This window comes from Marinicrinis sediminis, from assembly GCF_042685085.1.
In the GTDB taxonomy this organism is placed as follows: Bacteria; Bacillota; Bacilli; order Paenibacillales; family KCTC-33676; genus Marinicrinis; species Marinicrinis sediminis.
This window is the reverse complement of the sequence record NZ_JBHUMM010000043.1, coordinates 85100-102513: the sequence shown is the minus strand read 5'-3', so window position 1 is coordinate 102513 and position 17414 is coordinate 85100. Positions and strand designations below refer to the sequence as shown.

Here is a 17414-nt window from a genome sequence, read left to right as displayed (position 1 = left end):
CGAAATATTCTGAGATATCTTTTGTTGCGTTCCTATCATTTATGATCCGCGATTACCAAAAATTATATCATAATGAAATGTGAAAAAGCACCAAACAAATACGACGACAGGGACTGACCTCTATTTACATTCCTACTCACTGAATTGTCAGTAATGACAAGTATTTAAGGCCATCCTTTACGGATGGCCTTTTCTCTGAACTCGCTTTGTTATATTAACTTCATCAATGGTTCAACACTAATTTCGGGTATCATTGATATTTTGTGATCCTCAGGACCACATGCTCAACGTTTCACCCCTGGCTAGAGGTCTGTATGCTTACTATGAATCACGATATCACAAGAAACCGTATAGATATATGATGCAACTACTTTACCGATGGTAACGGATCTATATGACGCCTACCTTGAGGATTCTGCTGGCCTTTATGCTTGATTTTCATATCGCAAGACTCAAAAACTGATTTCCGACGCCCAAAAAGACCGGATAAATCGTCAGAAGGAATTCGTCAATCAGGCTGAGCTGTAGCAGCGTCTTCACCGCTCCTGAACTGCTAAAGATGACAATATTCTTGCATGGCTGTTCCTTGAGTGCCTTGATTTCCTCCGCGATATTGTCCCTGATCAGCATTGTGTTGTTCAATTTCACCCTTGTCCATCGTACTGGAAATGACGATTTTCTTTACATCCTAAAGCCAATTGGCATGATCCATACTGTGCTTGGACTCGTTAGGATTATCCAGTACCGTAAGCCAATAGCTCAATCGATACATTGTGCGTCCGTAAACTAGAGGGCCGAATTCGGCTACGACCTACTCGGCGTATTAAAACTATAGTATCTCATTTAAATGAATTTATTACATAACTAATCAAATACTTACCTCTTAGGTTTCATACAGATTCGGGCTCGTGACCGACACCCTTGTCTTCAGCTAACAATTCTATTGCCAAGCCTCTAATGGAGTTTTCCACCTATTTATCGCCAAGGCTGGACGCACCGAAGAAAGCCACGGATGATGGAATGTCCCATGATCCGTGGCTATATTTTCGTTCATTCCTAATAATTCGCAACCAGATCTGCAGATGTTTATTTGTAAGATAAAGTGATACCGGCTTCCGGTTCTAAGGCGTGGTAAAATCTAGTCGCTCGGTTTGTTCGTTATTGAAATTGATTTCTGCTGTCAGTCCATTGCTGATAGTTTTACTCACCTTGCCATCTTCAAAATAAACAACACTGACACGATTTCCTTGATGACGATAATCAAGTGAAAATCCCCTAATCTCTTTTTCAGTTAACAAGGCTTCCATGATCTCAACATCTTCCGGAACGAAAGACTGGAACAAGGATGTTTGATATTTTTTCATGTCGTAATCCAATTGTTCAATTGGTGCATGTGTGTCGACAAGAGTGAAAATATCATCGACTTGCTTTTTTTCCTTAGATATATCCACCCGCTGAATGACACCTTCATCCAACTCCGTTCCTTGATCGTCATTCGACATGATATATATATATCCTGCGATGAGACCTAACAGCAATAGAAATCCAGTCCCTATAGCCGTCATTTTTTTTTTACTCATATTATGCCCCCCCTATATTAGTAACCTAATTGACCCACTCCCCAATTCCATGATCCCCAATTGTTAATTGAATTATTGTAATTATGGACTGCATTGCTGCCAACAACGCTATTTTGCATTTCTAATGCACTTGAAAGCCCATTATGATACCAATTAGCTGAATTATACCCATTTGTACTGTCATAATTCCATCCAAGTGTTACTCTACCGGTATCCCAGTATTCAATTGCTTCTACATTTGTATGATAATTAGTGGGATCATAAACAGTTGCTTCTTTACCTCCCTCAAAATCAAATTCTGCTGTCTTTACAGCGTAAATCGAAGCATCTAAATAATCATATATACTATAACCTATACCAAACCAACCCAACCAGCTAATGGCAGTACCACGAGATACATCCCAAAAAGCAGAAACAGCCCCTATTTTATTGCTAGTTGTAAAATATTTCACTGTCGAATTTACTTCTTGAAAATAATCTAATGTCTCATAGACCCTTACATAATTAGATCCGTCGTATCCTCGATTTTGTAGCGGAGTTGAAAAAAAGCTTGTTCCATAAACTTGTTTTGCATTATATTTTAAAAATTGTGGATCATTCGGAGAAGGATACACATTAGTTATCGATTGAGATGCAATACTTTGCTTCTGATCAACAGTATCTTCACTGATTGTAATGAAAGTCTTACCTTTAATATTATCTACTTTTGTATTATCTAATTCATTTAATTTGCTCATATCTCTGTTTTTAATTAGATTATTAATATGTTGTATTTCCTCTTTACTTCTTTTCTTTATAATTACATCCTTCCCGTTAAATCGTTCTGTTCTTTCATTATTAAAGTTCGTTTCAATCAAAGAACTAGATAAATTTGATTTTGTCTTACTCACTTTACCATCCTCAAAGTAAACATCTTGAACACGTTGATTACCTATCTTATAGTCAAGGGACAAAGCCATCAAACCATTATTTGTTAACAACGCTTCTTCTAAATTAGCTCCATTTGGAACAAACTTATCAAATGCACTTTTTTCATATAACTCCATATTATAATCTAAATATTCTACAGCTTTGTTCTCTGCTACAATTTTAAATATCTCTTCCACATTCTCTTTCATGTCCTTTATTTCAGATTCTTCAATCAGTCTATTTTTTTGGTTCTGTTCTACGATTAATTTTTCAGTTCCTTCAGCATAAGATGGTACAAGTAACATCAATATAACACTAGTGAGCACTACACTACTCTTGTATAATTTAAACAATATTTTTTTCCTCCTTTGTTATTTTTTCATAATAAAAACCACAAATAGATTCAATAAATCATTCGTGGTTTAATTGCTATTTATGGTGTATTTTAGATTATTTTTTTAAGTTAATATTTTCCACTGTTCTTTCATTTAAATCGTAGATTGCCATCCGAGATTCTGTACATTGAACAGACGAGCGTAATTGCCGTTTCGTCTCATCAGTTCCTCATGCGAGCCTTGTTCGACAATTCTCCCGTTTTCGATCAATACGACCTGATCCACATGGGTTATGGTGGACAGACGATGGGCGACAATCAGGGTCGTTCGTCCGGCCGTCAGACGCTCCAGCGACTGCTGAATCTGCTGTTCAGATTCCAGATCGAGCGCAGAGGTGGCTTCATCGAGAATGATCAGCTGCGGATTCTTCAGAAAAACCCGGGCGATAGCCAGCCGCTGCTTTTGTCCACCGGACAGTTTCACACCCCGTTCTCCAATCTCGGTCTCATAGCCTCGTGCAAATTCAGTAATAAAGCGGTGAGCATTGGCCGCGATCGCTGCTGCTGTCACCTCTTCATCGGTCGCATCTGGACGTCCGAGCAGAATATTCTCCTTGATCGAGCCACTGAACAGGATGTTATCCTGCAGCACCATGCCGATCTGCTTGCGCAGACTGCGTACCGTCACATTTCGAATGTCCTCATCGTCCAGATAAATCGCCCCTTCGGACACATCGTAAAACCTTGGAATGAGGGAGACGAGAGAGGATTTGCCCCCTCCGCTCATCCCGACCAGCGCGATTTTCTGACCTGGCTCTATCGTAAGATTGATCTGCTTGAGCACTTCATCCGAATCAGACTGATAGCGGAAGGATACATCCCGAAATTCCACCTTCCCTTTCACCTGGGAAAGTTCCTTCGCCTGGTCTCGATCCGAGATATCATAGCGTTCGTTCATAAACTCCACCACCCGCTCCAGTGAAGCCATCGCCTGAGTCAGGACGGTCGAAGAATTGACCAACCTGCGGAGCGGACTGTATAGGCGTTCCAAATATCCGAAAAAAGCGACAAATGCCCCCAGCGTCAGACTCTCTTCAATCACCAGATACCCACCATATCCTATGACCGCCAGAGGTGCAATGTCCGTCAGCGTGTTAATGACAGAAAAAGTCAGCGCATTCCATCTTGTATGGGCCAACGCCTTGTCCAGAAAGTGATGGTTGCGTTCGCGAAACCGTTCACGCTCATGCCGTTCCAGTGTAAAACTGCGGATAATCGGGATACCTTGAATCCGTTCATGCAAGTAGGCCTGCATCTCCGCAAGCGCCTGGGAACGATTTTTGGTGAGCTGTTTCAGTCGTTTGTACAAAATTTTCACCGCAATGCCATACAGAGGGAATACAGCGATCGCCACCAGGGTTAACGGGGCATTGAAATAAAACATAATACCGAGGGCGACAGACAGTGTGAACAGATCGAGCCAAATGTTCATCATGCCGATCTCAACCAGACTTTTGGTTTGCTCCACGTCATTAATGAATCTGGAAATGATCTCGCCTACCTTGCGATTTTGGTAGAAGCGGATGGATAATTTCTGAATATGCTCATAAAGCGCACTGCGGATGTCATACAAAATCTTGCTCGTTACGAGTTGTGCGAAATATTGTCGCAAATATTCAATGGGGCTGCGCACGATGACAAACAGGGCCAGTCCTCCAATGACGATCCAGGTCAGCTGCTCCAGCTTGGCCTCCCTGCTCATATCTGACATCAGCAAATCATCCACGACATATTTCAGGATGAGCGGCAAGGTCAGGGGAATCGCAAATTTAATAAATCCAATCATCAGCGTAATGGATATAAGCAACCAATACGGTTTGACGAATTGTGAATACGTACGCAATGGCTTCATGCTGAAATCTCCTTCTTGGAATGGTCATTCGACTATTATACCAAAATATCGCCGGAAGCCCCATGATTCGAGTTCGAAAGGTTGGAGGCAAGATTGACGGACAACCCACATATAATGTTTTATCGGTCACGTATTTTGTTTGAGGAGGAACCGTCATGTCTATCAAATTCCGATCTGTGCCGTCTCTTGTGAATGGTTTTCGCAGCCGCTTCTTTTATGCGGTCATGTTTGTTATTCTATTAAATGGATGGTTGCTCTATGAGCTTTTTTCTCCTGGCGGACATTTCCATTCTGCCCGTCAACTTCATCACTCTACGGATATACAGCCTGCCTACGCTTACGATGCGCCTGACAGACCTGAAGCTGTTCAGGTTCATCTGGAATGGGTGAAGGTCGAAGAACGGTACGATGAATCCTTTCTGATTGAGATCTATCGGGAAGTGGAAACGTACCTGGATGCAGATGGAACGAGGATTGAATCCGTACCTACGTCCAACACCAAATCGCTGCGGTATTACATAGGTGATCAACCGGTGACGGTCCCTGATCATTCGATTCATGCCGAGCCTCATTCCACACCTGACATACACATCAAATAGAAATAGAGAAAAATGAAAAAGGATAGACATTTTCAGAGACTATGTTATCATTTATTCGTAATCATTACTTTTAAGGGGTGCGGTCTGGCGTTATGAGTATGTCTTTTATTCAAAACACGAAAATTGTATGGGTAAGCATCGTCCTGGAAGCCATGCCCTTTTTGTTGCTGGGCGTGATCATATCCGGTCTGCTGCAAGTATTCGTCTCCGATGAAACCATCGCGCGTATTCTGCCCAAGCACACCTTGATCGGAATCGTATGTGCTTCCTTGCTGGGCCTGCTCTTTCCGCTGTGTGAGTGCGGCATGATTCCGGTCGTACGCAGACTGATCAAGAAAGGGATGCCGGTCTATAGTGGCATCGCCTTTATTCTGGCTGGTCCCATCATTAACCCGATTGTCATTGGTGCCACCTATACCGCTTTTCCCTTTCATCCAGAAATCGTGTGGGGACGGATCATTGGCGGATTCCTCGTCGCTGTACTGGCGGCGTCCCTGTTTATCCGTGTCAGTTCCAAACAACTATTGAAAACCTACGGGACCGCAGGCAGGCCTGCTACCCTGCATGCATCTGCTGCTGAGTCCGTTGTCCATGTTCATGACCATTCACATTCACATTCACATTCACATTCACATTCACATTCTCATGGTGCCCTGCGAGCTCCTTCGATGGGTGCCAAATTGAAAAGTGCTTTCCTCCACAGTGCGGACGAATTGATCCACATGCTGAAATACGTGCTGTTCGGAGCCTTGATGACCGCTCTGATACAGACGGGGATTGGAACGGCAAAGCTTGTTTCCTGGAGTGATTTCTTCGCCTATCAGCCGCTGTTTATGATGGCATTTGCGTTTGTGCTGTCCCTGTGTTCCAATTCGGATGCCTTTATTGCGGCCACCTTCACCAGCAGCTTCGAGCCATCTGCTCTACTCGCTTTTCTCGTATTCGGGCCGATGCTGGATATTAAAAACACGTTTATGCTGTTCTCAGTCTTCCGTGCCCGCTATGTATGGATGCTGATCGCAAGTGTGACCATCCTGGTGCTATTACTTAGTCTCGGGTATTCGATCTATGAAGGAGTCATGATCTAATGAGTACGAATACAACCAGAATGCAGACCTTTCTTAAAGGCCTACTGCTGGGCAGTTATGCCTGGATTATCTTTTATTTGACGGAATCCGGTCAATTGAACCTGTATATTGCGCCCAGAATGACCTTGCTCGTCAAATTGGCCTGTCTGGTGCTCTATGTGTTTGCTGCCCTGCTTATGATCGTAGCTTTTTTGCAGCGATCCCCTGGCCATGGTACGCATGACCATGCGCATGACCCTGATCAACTGAACTGTGGATGTCAGCATGATCATGATCATGCTGACACTTCATCCAGGTGGGGAGTGAAACGCCTGATTGTCCTGTTCCTCTTTCTGGTACCGATCGGATTGATCTTCCTGACCCCGTCTTCCCAAATGGACAGCGCTCTCGCGTTAAAGAAGGGGATTCAGTATCAAGGGAAAACCAATGGACTGGCAGCGGAAATATCGGAAAAGTCCCTTTCAGAAACAGAGACTATCGATGATACTGTCGATCCGAATGAGACGAATTCAGAACCTGCACCTGCTGGAACAGACAGCACAACAATCCCTCCAGCAGACACGGACAAATATGAAGCTGAAGAGAATTCCATCCCTTCCTTCGAGCAGGCCGAGCCGGAATATGCGGCCTACGCTAAATATGCGAGAACACTGTATGAGCAGCCTGTCATTCAGATTGAACCGGAGAGCTATCTGGAAGCACTTACCGTACTCGATATGTTCAAGGAAGATTTTATCGGGAAACCCCTGGTCATTTCCGGATTTATACTGAGAGAAGAAATCTTTACACCTGATCAGATGGCGGTCGCCCGATTCGCCGTCCAGTGCTGTTCAGCAGATTCGACTCCGTTCGGTATTCTGGTGGAGGGTCCGAGAACCTCTCGCTGGGAAACGGACGAATGGGTGGAAGTAGAAGGTACACTGTCCACCACCACATTGAACGAAGTGGAGATTCTATCGCTTCAATCGACGGCTATTCGCAAAATCACTGCACCTGAAGACCCGTACGTATACGTCAATACAGAGATGGGCTTCTAGCTGCACGTGACGCAGCGTATGACGCAAAACCGGATACACAACAAGCCGCCACCCGTTCTCAGTGAGAGAACAGGTGGCGGCTTCTGTTTTAGATCATGTATGCCGATACGTTCGGAATCGTGACGCTCTTATTTGGCACGTTCGTATTTGATCATGCTGATCGGATGAAGTCATCCTGTATTTATTTATGCACTTGCAGGGAATCAGGCAGCTGTTTCATCTGGATGACCAGATCGTGATTCTGCTCATCAAAGAACCAGCCTTCGCGATTAAGCGGCACATCTTCAGCAGCAAGCTCAGACAATCCGGCAACGGACAGCGGTTTGCTATCTGTAAATCGGACCACGACCTGCAGCAGGGCATCTGGTTGCTGGTAACCGGATTGAACCTGCTCAAAGGCGAGCTGAAGCGTTGAACCACTTTCCTGTGCGGTCACGTTCACTTCCTGGCATTTCCCTTGCTCGTACGCATAGGTCTGACCATCGTCTTCATATAGACGACCCTGATAACGGCCTTCTCCGTTCAGACCATACACCTGAAGCTGCAACTTGCCATCCACTTTCATCGGGATGATGGAACCGGCTTTCACAAAAAGTGGAAGCTTGGACAATGGCGCATGCACCATGATGTGCTGTCCGCCGCTGAATCGCTCTCCTGTCCAGAAGTCAATCCATTCTCCGGCTGGCAAATAGACGGTCCGATGCTCTGTGCTAGGACGCAGAATCGGCGCAGTCATCAGACTGGAACCGAGCATGAATTGGTCGCACAGGTTGAATACCTGCTCGTCCTGTTCAAACTCCAGGAGAAGCGGGCGCATCACAGGCAGTCCAGTCTGGCTCGCTTCCTGGAACAATGTATACATGTACGGCAGCAGCTGGTAACGAAGATCAATATAGGTTTTGCATATCGCTTCGACCTCTTCACCAAATCGCCACGGCTCCTGGTACGGCGTATCAATGGCACTGTGATTTCGACAGAACGGGAAGAGCGCGCCGACTTGCGTCCATCTCGTCAACAGTTCTGCATTGGTTGCATGTGCGAACCCGCCGATATCCGGACCTGTAAAGGCTACCCCTGACATCCCCAGATTCAGGACCATCGGGATGGACAGCTGCAGATGTTCCCAGAAGCTGCGATTGTCTCCGGTCCATACAGCTGCGAAGCGCTGTACGCCCGCATAGGCCGATCGGGTGAGTACAAATGGCCGCTTGCCCTCCATTTGTTCCTTCATGCCGTCAAAGGTCCCTTTGGACATGTAATACCCATACAGGTTGTGAATTTCTTTATGCGTGCGACGGTTGCCATCATATTCATGAACGACATCCATATCCATCGTCTTCGAGTCGTTGTGGAAAACAGACGGTTCATTCATATCATTCCAGATGCCGCTTACACCATCAGCCAACAGGCCTGCATGCTTGTTTCCCCACCACTCGCGAACCCGCGGAGAGGTAAAGTCCGGGAATGCACTTGTCCCCGGCCAGACATCGCCAAGGAACAGATCGCCCTCCAGATTTCTGCAGAACAGATCCTGCTCAATGCCTTCCTGATAGACCGGATAGTTCGGGTCTTTCTTCACACCCGGATCGACGATCGTGACGATCTTGACGCCCATTTCCTCCAGTTCCTCCATCATCTTCTTCGGGTCAGGGAAACGGGTCTTGTCCCATGTAAATACCCGATACTCGTCCATGTAATGAATATCCAGGTGAATGACATCAAGCGGGATATTTTTTGCCTTGAACGTACGGGCAATTTCCAGCACTTCTTCTTGGTTCATGTAGCTGTAACGAGACTGATGATAGCCAATGGACCACTTCGGCGGCATCGGCATGCGACCTGTCAATGCGGTGTATTGCGTGATCATGTCCTTCAGGCTGTCTGCACATATGAGATACGTATCCAGGACACCCGACTCGATCTCAATGGCATAATGCTCCTTGTAACTGCGCATATCGAATACACTTTTACCTGGATTATCGAGGAATGTCCCGCAAACCGGGCGATTGTATTCAAAATGAACGAGAAAAGGAATGGACACGTACAAATTCTCAATGGATGGCACATGCGGATCATAGACATCCATGTTCCACATCGTATATTTTTCTTCCTTTTTATCAAGGAAGCCTGTTTTTTCGCCTAATCCGTAAAAATGAGACATTTCGTTTTTGGGATGATACAACGTCGGCGTCTTTTCATGTTCCCAGCGGAACTGGGCCGGGCCGTATACGATCTCACTCTCACCATCTTTTTCCTTGAATACGCTAAGCGCATATTCAGCTTTTTCAATTACAGCGGTCAGGCTGCCGCAACGAATCAGAAATTGCGTATCACTTTCGGACAGTTCGGTTTCCGTACCTCGCATTTCACTCGCTTCCTTGACGATAGCAGGTGTGGTAAACCATTGCGGTTCCTTCCCGAATACGAGCTGAACACGAATGACCGCATGTTGATGAAATTGCAGCATGACATCGGCATGCTCCCCCTTCAGCAAGTATGTATGCGGTTTGATTTTATCGGCTTGCTTCACGGTTCCAACGGTTCGCTGCACCTTCTGGTCTGCCTGATCTTGCAACACTTTGTCTGGATGTATCGTTTCACTTGTTTGCATGATGGAACTCCTTTCAGACTGATCAACGTAAGTAATCCACACATATCATAGCAAAACTTCGTTTAGAATCAAAGTGGACATCCTTATTGAGAATAGTGGACAATCCAACGAAAATAACCCTTGCTCAGACAGCAAGGGTCAACCACTCAAACATACATCTTCAACCATATATCCAGCGGAATATCCACTCATGCGGATAATTGACCAGCCACAAGATAACAGGCGGGACAACCAGCAGCACTTCATTCGCTTCTCCGTCGCGTTCTACAATCGTGCGCATCACATTCATGCAAGCAACTGGCGCACTGAGGACAAAGGCCCAGCAAGCACCCAGCCATACGAATTGTGCAGGTCGTCGCACGGTTTTCCTGGCAATCCAGATGATGAGCAGGGAGATGATCAAGCCCTTCAGCAGCAGCAGAGACACCATCCACAGCTCGCCTTCCTGGCGCAGAACCCCTGCGGACAGCATCAGCATCGTCACGATAAATCCGTACAGCGACAAGGTTCCCATTCCTTTAATGGTGAGCAGCAAACGCTGAGACTGTCCAGCCTGCAGCTTGCCAGATAGCCGATAGCGATAGACCAGCCCGCACACCCAGCCGATCGTCATGGAAATGACAAACTCAAATATGTATAAGGAGTGCATGAACCACATCGATTTCAGTTCCATGGAGAGCCAGGAAATCAGCACCACGCCCCCTGCCACACCCATATTCCAACGAGTCCATTGCACAGCAGGAGCCGATGCCGAAGGTGGCTTACTGTGAAAGGGGCTCATCAGCCTTAATACAATCGGAGTGAGCATAAAGACCATCCAAAGTGAGATAAACTCATAACCAGACAATACAGGCTGTCCGGGAAAGCTGTCTCTGAAGCGTTCCATCCATTCCGGATTCCATGCAAAGGTACTCGTCCCAAGCAACTGTTGATGTAGGCCGTCATGAAACAGCATCCAAACCATTCCCTCCAGCCCGAGCAAAAGAAGAACCGACAGGAACAAAATGGTGAACAGGCGACCATAATACCGAAGTGTGTACATCCGACCCATCTGAAATCCGATGGTAAACAGGAAGCAAGTTACCAATCCCGTTGTGAATGACTCAGACGGAGCCCACTCAAACAGCCAGGGATCTGTTGTCAGCAAAAGCAGAGAGCCTGCTGCACCTGCAAGCAGTGGCGGAGAGATATAATACCTGGATAGTTGCCAGGTTGACTCCAGGCGCAAGGCTGCTCCAATCAGGACATAGACAACGACCAAGCTCAGCACATCGCTCATGCCGCTATGCTCGTTCAGCCTTCACTTTCTCCGCTTCGATCAAGGCAACTGCCGCGCTGAGCCCTTCAGAGATGTGAATGCGATTCTCAGCAATCGGGTTCGACAGCTTCTTGATTTCCCCGCTGACTTCACTCATATCTGTCGCTTGAACCTGCAGCTCTTTGTTTTCCAACTTCAGCTGATGAACGGTACTGCGAATATGATGGAAACTGGTTCGGGCTTCCTCTACCTCATCTCTACCTTTTTCCGTGTCCGCTAATCCGGCTGCCGTATCCTTTACCAACCCGGATATTTCCTTCGTAATACGCTGTACGATGTCCTCGACTTCTTTGACTGATTTGCCGCTGTTTTCAGCCAGCTTGCGAACTTCCGAAGCGACAACGCCAAATCCCTTGCCTTCCTCACCGGCACGGGCCGCCTCAATCGCTGCATTGAGGGAAAGCAGCTTGGTCTGATCTGCAATTTCCTCCAGAACGCCAACCACCTTCAATATATCCTTGGACAACCGGGATAGCGTATCCATCTTGGACATAATCTCCGAGGCGCGGTCATTGATCTGATTCATCTGATCCACAACGCGACTAATTCGCTCATCTCCAGTTACGGTAGACGCATCCGCCTTCTCGGACAAGCTCGTAATATTCTCCACATGGATAAACATTTCCTTGGCCCGGTATGCAATGTCATCAGTTTGCTCCACAAGACTTTGAACGAGATGCTGCTGCTCCTTCATAGTGTGCTCTGCCCGCTCAATTTTTCGTCTGTTCTCTTCTAGGTGTTCCATGTCCATGCACTCCTTCAAATTAAGAGATTCAGTCTATTGTAGCTTGTTTTACGCTCAGGTTCTGTATGTCAGCTTACAATTGATCTTATTCGTCGTTCTTCCCCTACATTCGACACCTGCGGTCGAATATCCTACTCTATTTTTCGACCGAAAAAAAACAGCAGCCTTCGATAATGAAGACTGCTGTTTCTCATTGGTTGCTGTCTCTGATTGGCTGCTCTCGATGAATGGTTGCCATCAGTTTCCTGCATGCAGGATATTAAACAGCCTTGCGATGCTTCCATACTCCGAACGCAAGCAGGGCAGAAGCAATGATAAAGACATACGGACCCGAAGCGGCTATGCTCTCTCCCATCACCGTTGCCTTGGAATTTATGTACCACAGTCCCAGCAAAACCCCTGCTGCTGCACAGACATACCCGATCACCTTGTTTAGCGGTTTGTTGCGGACTACTGCCACAACCGGATAGATGAAAACAATGAGAAACAAATAGGCATCCTGCTGAAAGCCGTCAACCGAAATGATAAACTCCGCCCATGCAAAAAAGAGCGATAAAATGGCGACTACAGCCGAGCCCAAAATCAATTTTCCACCCATGTCCAGTTTCTTGAAATCCATGAGAATCGTCCTCCTGATCATCTAATCGTATAACTACCCTACCTGATTATATAGGAAAAAAGAATGATGACCATGAAAAAACTGTCAATTCAGGATGATGACATGAGATTTTTATGGCTGCAGTCACCTGTTAGCTTCATGATCCGGTATTCAACATCTGGTGCTTAACATTCGGTGTTTAACATCTGGTATTCAACGTTTCCAGCACATTTCGGGCAATCCATACCCCCGCAGCGCCTGCTTGTGCCAGTCCTCTCGTTACACCAGCACCATCTCCGCCACAATACAGGCCAGCGATCTCGGTTTCAAACGTATCAGAGAGCTTGGGACGGGCCGAGTAAAACTTTGCCTCCACACCGTAAAACAGCGTATGCTCTGAAGCAATGCCCGGTGTGACCTGATCGAGCGCCTCGACCATTTCCACCAGACTGATCATGGTATTGTACGGCAGCACCAATCCAAGATCCCCCGGTACCGCTTCAGGGAGGGTTGGTTCCAGAAACCCTTCTTTTATCCGCTGCTCTGTGGATCTTCTTCCTCGCTTGATGTCCCCATACTTCTGAACAATGACACCGCCGCCAGACAAATCATTGGCGCGCTGGCAGATCTCCCGGGCATATTCGTTCGGTTTGTTGAACGGCTCAGTAAACGTATGGGATACGAGCAGGGCAAAATTCGTATTTTGAGAGCCAAGCTTGGGGTCTTTGTAAGAATGACCGTTAGCTGCCATAACCCCACTGTGGTTCTCGACAACAACGTGACCGGAAGGATTGCTGCAAAACGTTCGCACCCTCGTTCCAACGGATGTATTGAAAATAAACTTCCCTTCATATAGATGCTCGTTGATCTCCCTCATGACCACATCAGAAGTTTCAACCCGCACCCCTACGTCCACCTGATTGTTATACATTTTCAATCTTCTCTTCTTCAATACTTCCGTCAGCCATTTGGAACCGTCTCTTCCCGGTGCGATCATAATCTTGTCACTGTTGCAGACTTGACCGTTCTTGAGAGCAATGCCTTTGACAACATGCTGACCGTTGATTTTTTCTGTAACGAGATCCTCCACCTCTGCCTTGAACTGCATCTCTATGCGATCCTTGAGGTATTCATAAATGGAGGTTAGAATTTCCAGATTTTGTTCCGTACCCAGATGTCTTACTTCTGCACGAAGCAGCTTTAATCCGGCTGCATAGCCACGCTGCTCAATATCTCTGACTTGCTCGGTAGTCGGATCGGTAATGGATTCGGTTGCGCCATGCTTCAGGTTGATGGCATCGACATATTGAATGAGCTCCAGCACTTTGGAAGGAGCCATGTAATCGGTCATCCATCCACCAAATTCGGTTGTAATGTTGAATTTCCCGTCACTGTATGCACCTGCGCCGCCGAATCCGGCTGTGATCGAACAGGCTGGCAAGCAACCGGCAAATTCTTTCTTCCCCGCTGGCGGCGGACAAAGCTCAATTTTCTCTTCTAGAATGGGACATCTTCGATGATAGATATCATGACCTTTATCAATTAGAAGCACCTTTGCTTCAGGGTTCAACAACGACATTTCATAGCAAGCAAAAATTCCTGCAGGCCCGGCACCTACAACGATAAAATCATAATGATTCATTTCATCCACACTCCCGTTTTCATGTATTCAGGCAAGCTGCTTACTGTATCTGCTTGACAGTCAGCAGCTCAGGGGACTGGCCATTCCATTCCAAACAAAAAGGCTACAAATGGATATACGTGTGCATATCCATTCGTAGCCAGGAATGTTACGGTTCCTTGTAGAAACCCCTGCGCCCTATTCGCAGGGTTATACGAATGATCCTCATCGATTGTGAAAAATACGGAATTGGTGAACCCTTTTGCATCATACATGAATAATAGGAAGGGTGTCAATAGTTATTGTTCGTGTTTATAATGTAATTCGATTACTTTCTGTATGATCATTTCCTAATGTTCGTGTTTTTTATTTCTCGATGAACACCACCATGCTGCGCGGGTTCACCAGATATTGATAGCTGCTGTTGCCGGCAAATGAGGTTGCCCACGTATTCGTCCACGTGCCATCTGTCATCTGATCCTCCTGACCCGGCTGATCTACGTTGTTACTGATGGTAGCGGCATTTTCTGCCCAGCTAGCCGTATCGATCACGCGATACCACTTTTTCCCCGGATGGTTTGGAGGAAGCTGGAAGGTCAACGCCCCCCAATAATGGTTGGCAGCGATATAGAAATCATTGTCGTTGACGCTGGCTCCGGTCTCAGCCTTCGCTCCGTCAATGCGCCATGCCAGCGTGCGGCTGCCTGTCGTCCAGTCCGGAGAGCGGTAATTGACACCATGCCACTGAATATCGGAGATGCCGTCGCTGTTATGATCTGTTCCGGTGTAGAAGCTTCCTCTGCGGAACGCGGGATGATCCTTGCGCAACTGGATAATGCCTTTGAAGAACTGATAGGTTCTCTGGTTGCTGCTCATCAGATTCCAGTCATACCAGGAAGCGACGGTATCCAGATTGTAGGCATTATTGTTGCCTAGCTGGGTACGCCTCATCTCATCACCGCCCAGCAGCATCGGCGTTCCAGCAGACAACATCAGATGTGTGCCGAAATTGCGGATTTGCTGTCTGCGCAAGGTTTCATTTCCACCCGTATCCCAGCTGATATTGTTGTCCGTTCCGCCATCGGAGGGGCCATATGGATAGGCCTGGTTGTTGTTTTTCACATTGTAGCTCACCAGATCATTCAGCGTGAAGCCATCATGGGCCGTGATCTTGTTCACGCTGCTGTAAGGTCTTCGACCATCGTCTCCGAACAAGTCACTGCTACCCGCTACCCGGGTTGCGAGATCCGGAACCTGCCCATCGTCCCCTCTCACCAGTCTGCGCATCGTATCTCTGAACTTGTCATTCCATTCACTCCAGGCATTCTGCCCTGCATCAATGGAGCCAGGGAAATTGCCGGGCTGATAGGAATTCCCGCCGATCGCCCACGGCTCTGCAATGTGTTTGGAATTTGGCAACTCCTGATAAATGCGATTCAGCAGCGATGCTTGCTTGCTGTAATGAAATCCGCCATGTTGAATCGTATTGCCGAGAACGGAAGCCAGATCGTAGCGGAATCCGTCCACATGCATTTCTTCCGCCCAATATTTGAGCGAGTCGATCACAAACTGTGTCACTTTCGGGTGCGCCACATTGAAGTTTCCACAGCAGGTATTGTCCATATAATTTTGCCGGTCAGCAGTCAGAGAATAGTACACCTGATTGTCAATTCCCTTAAAACTGAGCAACAACGCTTCGTTGTTGTTCGCCCCTGTCTTGCCTTCCGCTGTATGATTGTATACAACATCCAGGATCACTTCCTTGCCGTTGGCATGCAGGGTTTTCACCATATCCTTGAATTCATTGATCGGGCCTGTGGCGGACTGATCAGACGAATAGCGGCGATCCGGTGCAAAGAAACTGACGGTTGAATAACCCCAGTAATTGTCCCAGTCATTGTTGTTCGGATTACGGTCGTTATAACCGTTAATCGTCTCATGAACCGGCAGAAATTCTACTGCTGTAATCCCCAGGTCATTCAGATGTCCAACCTTCTGCGTCACGCCCTTGTACGTCCCCTTGTTGGCGACGCCGGAACTGGCATGCTGGGTAAATCCTCTGACATGGGTTTCATAAATGATGCTGTCCTTCATCGGGGTCTGCAACGGTTGATCGCTGCCCCAGTTATATGTGCTCGGATCATACACAATTCCTTTTCCCATCATGCCCGCGGAATCACGGTTGCGATTGGCAGACCCGGTCTTGAAGATATCATTGGACCAGTCCGGATCTTTGCTCATGGCTTTGGCATAGGGATCGAGCAGCAGTTTGTTCGGATTATACCGATTGCCTGCGCTGTCTACATCCTGCACAAAACCGTAGCCCGTACCCGGTCTCCACTGGCTGTTATAAGGCCAGTTCGGTCCCCACACCCGTACACCATAATGCAAACCTTGACCATAGACGGTCGAACCGTCATTCATCACATCCGCAACCCAGTAAGCACCCTCATTCACGGTTCCATTTTGTTTAATCAGTTCCATGACTTTGACCGGCGCATCGGTTCCGGTATCACTGTTGCCGTATATCCAAACCTGTGCCTTGGTGGCATGTTTGGACCACAGGACAAATCGGGTGCCGGTCGTTGTACTGCCACTCTTCAATACAACGGCCCCGTCCTTCAGCGATCCCAGAGACGTACTGAGATTTGTTTTCTTCAGCTGTGTCACTTCCGCAGTGGCGACACTTTGATTGGACGCATTTTTGGCGACGACTCTCAGTTTGCCGCTAGTTGTGTTGGCATAGCTGCCAAGATCGATCGAAAAGAAATAATCGTTTCTGCCTGTTATCGCTTGCTGAACGGCAACGGGAGTAGGCGGATACGACGAACTACCTGTCGCATAATACACTTCCACCTGGGTAACATCGCTGCCGCTTACACTCGCTCGTACGGTCACAAACTGATTGGCATGCCAGCCAGTCTGCGGCTCCAGGATCGTAATGGAGGCAGCGGACACCTTGTTTGACTCCATCATGGGCAGGACGAGCGCCAATACAATCACCCAGATCAGCATGACGGATACGTGTTTCTTCTTCATGATTCATCCCCTCTCAATTCGTT

Annotated in this window: 13 protein-coding genes and 1 riboswitch; of the genes, 3 read left to right on the top strand and 10 right to left on the bottom strand. The window is 47.0% G+C overall.

The features are described from left to right. Positions 1-438: 438 nt before the first annotated feature. The 4 genes from ACFSUC_RS14130 to ACFSUC_RS14115 form a co-directional block, all read right to left on the bottom strand. Positions 439-648, bottom strand: a complete 210-nt coding sequence (locus ACFSUC_RS14130; protein WP_379930267.1) for a dihydrofolate reductase family protein — start codon at positions 646-648, stop codon at positions 439-441. 473 nt (positions 649-1121) lie between these two features. Beyond that, on the bottom strand, positions 1122-1580 hold the full coding sequence (locus ACFSUC_RS14125; RefSeq protein ID WP_379930266.1) for a hypothetical protein: 459 nt from the start codon (positions 1578-1580) through the stop codon (positions 1122-1124). 17 nt (positions 1581-1597) lie between these two features. After that, complete coding sequence (locus tag ACFSUC_RS14120; RefSeq protein WP_379930265.1) at positions 1598-2842, bottom strand: hypothetical protein; 1245 nt, start codon at positions 2840-2842, stop codon at positions 1598-1600. A gap of 135 nt (positions 2843-2977) precedes the next feature. Then, positions 2978-4735: an ABC transporter ATP-binding protein gene (locus ACFSUC_RS14115; protein WP_379930264.1), complete on the bottom strand. Its 1758-nt coding sequence runs from the start codon at positions 4733-4735 to the stop codon at positions 2978-2980. A gap of 155 nt (positions 4736-4890) precedes the next feature. Between ACFSUC_RS14115 and ACFSUC_RS14110 the strand changes: the two genes are divergently transcribed. The 3 genes from ACFSUC_RS14110 (at position 4891) to ACFSUC_RS14100 (ending at position 7459) form a co-directional block, all read left to right on the top strand. Beyond that, positions 4891-5334, top strand: a complete 444-nt coding sequence (locus ACFSUC_RS14110; RefSeq protein ID WP_379930263.1) for a hypothetical protein — start codon at positions 4891-4893, stop codon at positions 5332-5334. A gap of 92 nt (positions 5335-5426) precedes the next feature. Then, a complete protein-coding gene (locus ACFSUC_RS14105; protein WP_379930262.1) occupies positions 5427-6422 on the top strand; it encodes a permease in 996 nt (331 codons plus the stop codon). Next, positions 6422-7459, top strand: a complete 1038-nt coding sequence (locus tag ACFSUC_RS14100) for a TIGR03943 family putative permease subunit (RefSeq protein ID WP_379930261.1) — start codon at positions 6422-6424, stop codon at positions 7457-7459. Before ACFSUC_RS14105 ends, ACFSUC_RS14100 begins: the two co-directional genes overlap by 1 nt. A gap of 181 nt (positions 7460-7640) precedes the next feature. Here the strand turns inward: ACFSUC_RS14100 and ACFSUC_RS14095 are convergent, their stop codons facing one another. From ACFSUC_RS14095 to ACFSUC_RS14070, 6 genes are all read right to left on the bottom strand, one after another. After that, complete coding sequence (locus ACFSUC_RS14095) at positions 7641-10070, bottom strand: glycoside hydrolase family 31 protein (RefSeq protein WP_379930260.1); 2430 nt, start codon at positions 10068-10070, stop codon at positions 7641-7643. Positions 10071-10230: 160 nt separating this feature from the next. Beyond that, entirely contained in the window at positions 10231-11349 is a 1119-nt protein-coding gene (locus ACFSUC_RS14090; protein ID WP_379930259.1) for a hypothetical protein, read from the bottom strand. Between the two features lie 4 nt (positions 11350-11353). Beyond that, positions 11354-12133 (bottom strand): methyl-accepting chemotaxis protein, encoded by a 780-nt coding sequence (locus tag ACFSUC_RS14085; RefSeq protein ID WP_379930258.1) that lies wholly within the window; start codon positions 12131-12133, stop codon positions 11354-11356. Positions 12134-12392: 259 nt separating this feature from the next. Then, complete coding sequence (locus ACFSUC_RS14080) at positions 12393-12752, bottom strand: hypothetical protein (protein WP_379930257.1); 360 nt, start codon at positions 12750-12752, stop codon at positions 12393-12395. Between the two features lie 178 nt (positions 12753-12930). Further along, complete coding sequence (locus ACFSUC_RS14075) at positions 12931-14373, bottom strand: NAD(P)/FAD-dependent oxidoreductase (protein ID WP_379930256.1); 1443 nt, start codon at positions 14371-14373, stop codon at positions 12931-12933. 116 nt (positions 14374-14489) lie between these two features. Further along, positions 14490-14590, bottom strand: a riboswitch (purine riboswitch). Between the two features lie 128 nt (positions 14591-14718). After that, positions 14719-17391, bottom strand: a complete 2673-nt coding sequence (locus ACFSUC_RS14070; RefSeq protein ID WP_379930255.1) for a glycogen debranching protein — start codon at positions 17389-17391, stop codon at positions 14719-14721. Between the last annotated feature and the right edge of the window lie 23 nt (positions 17392-17414).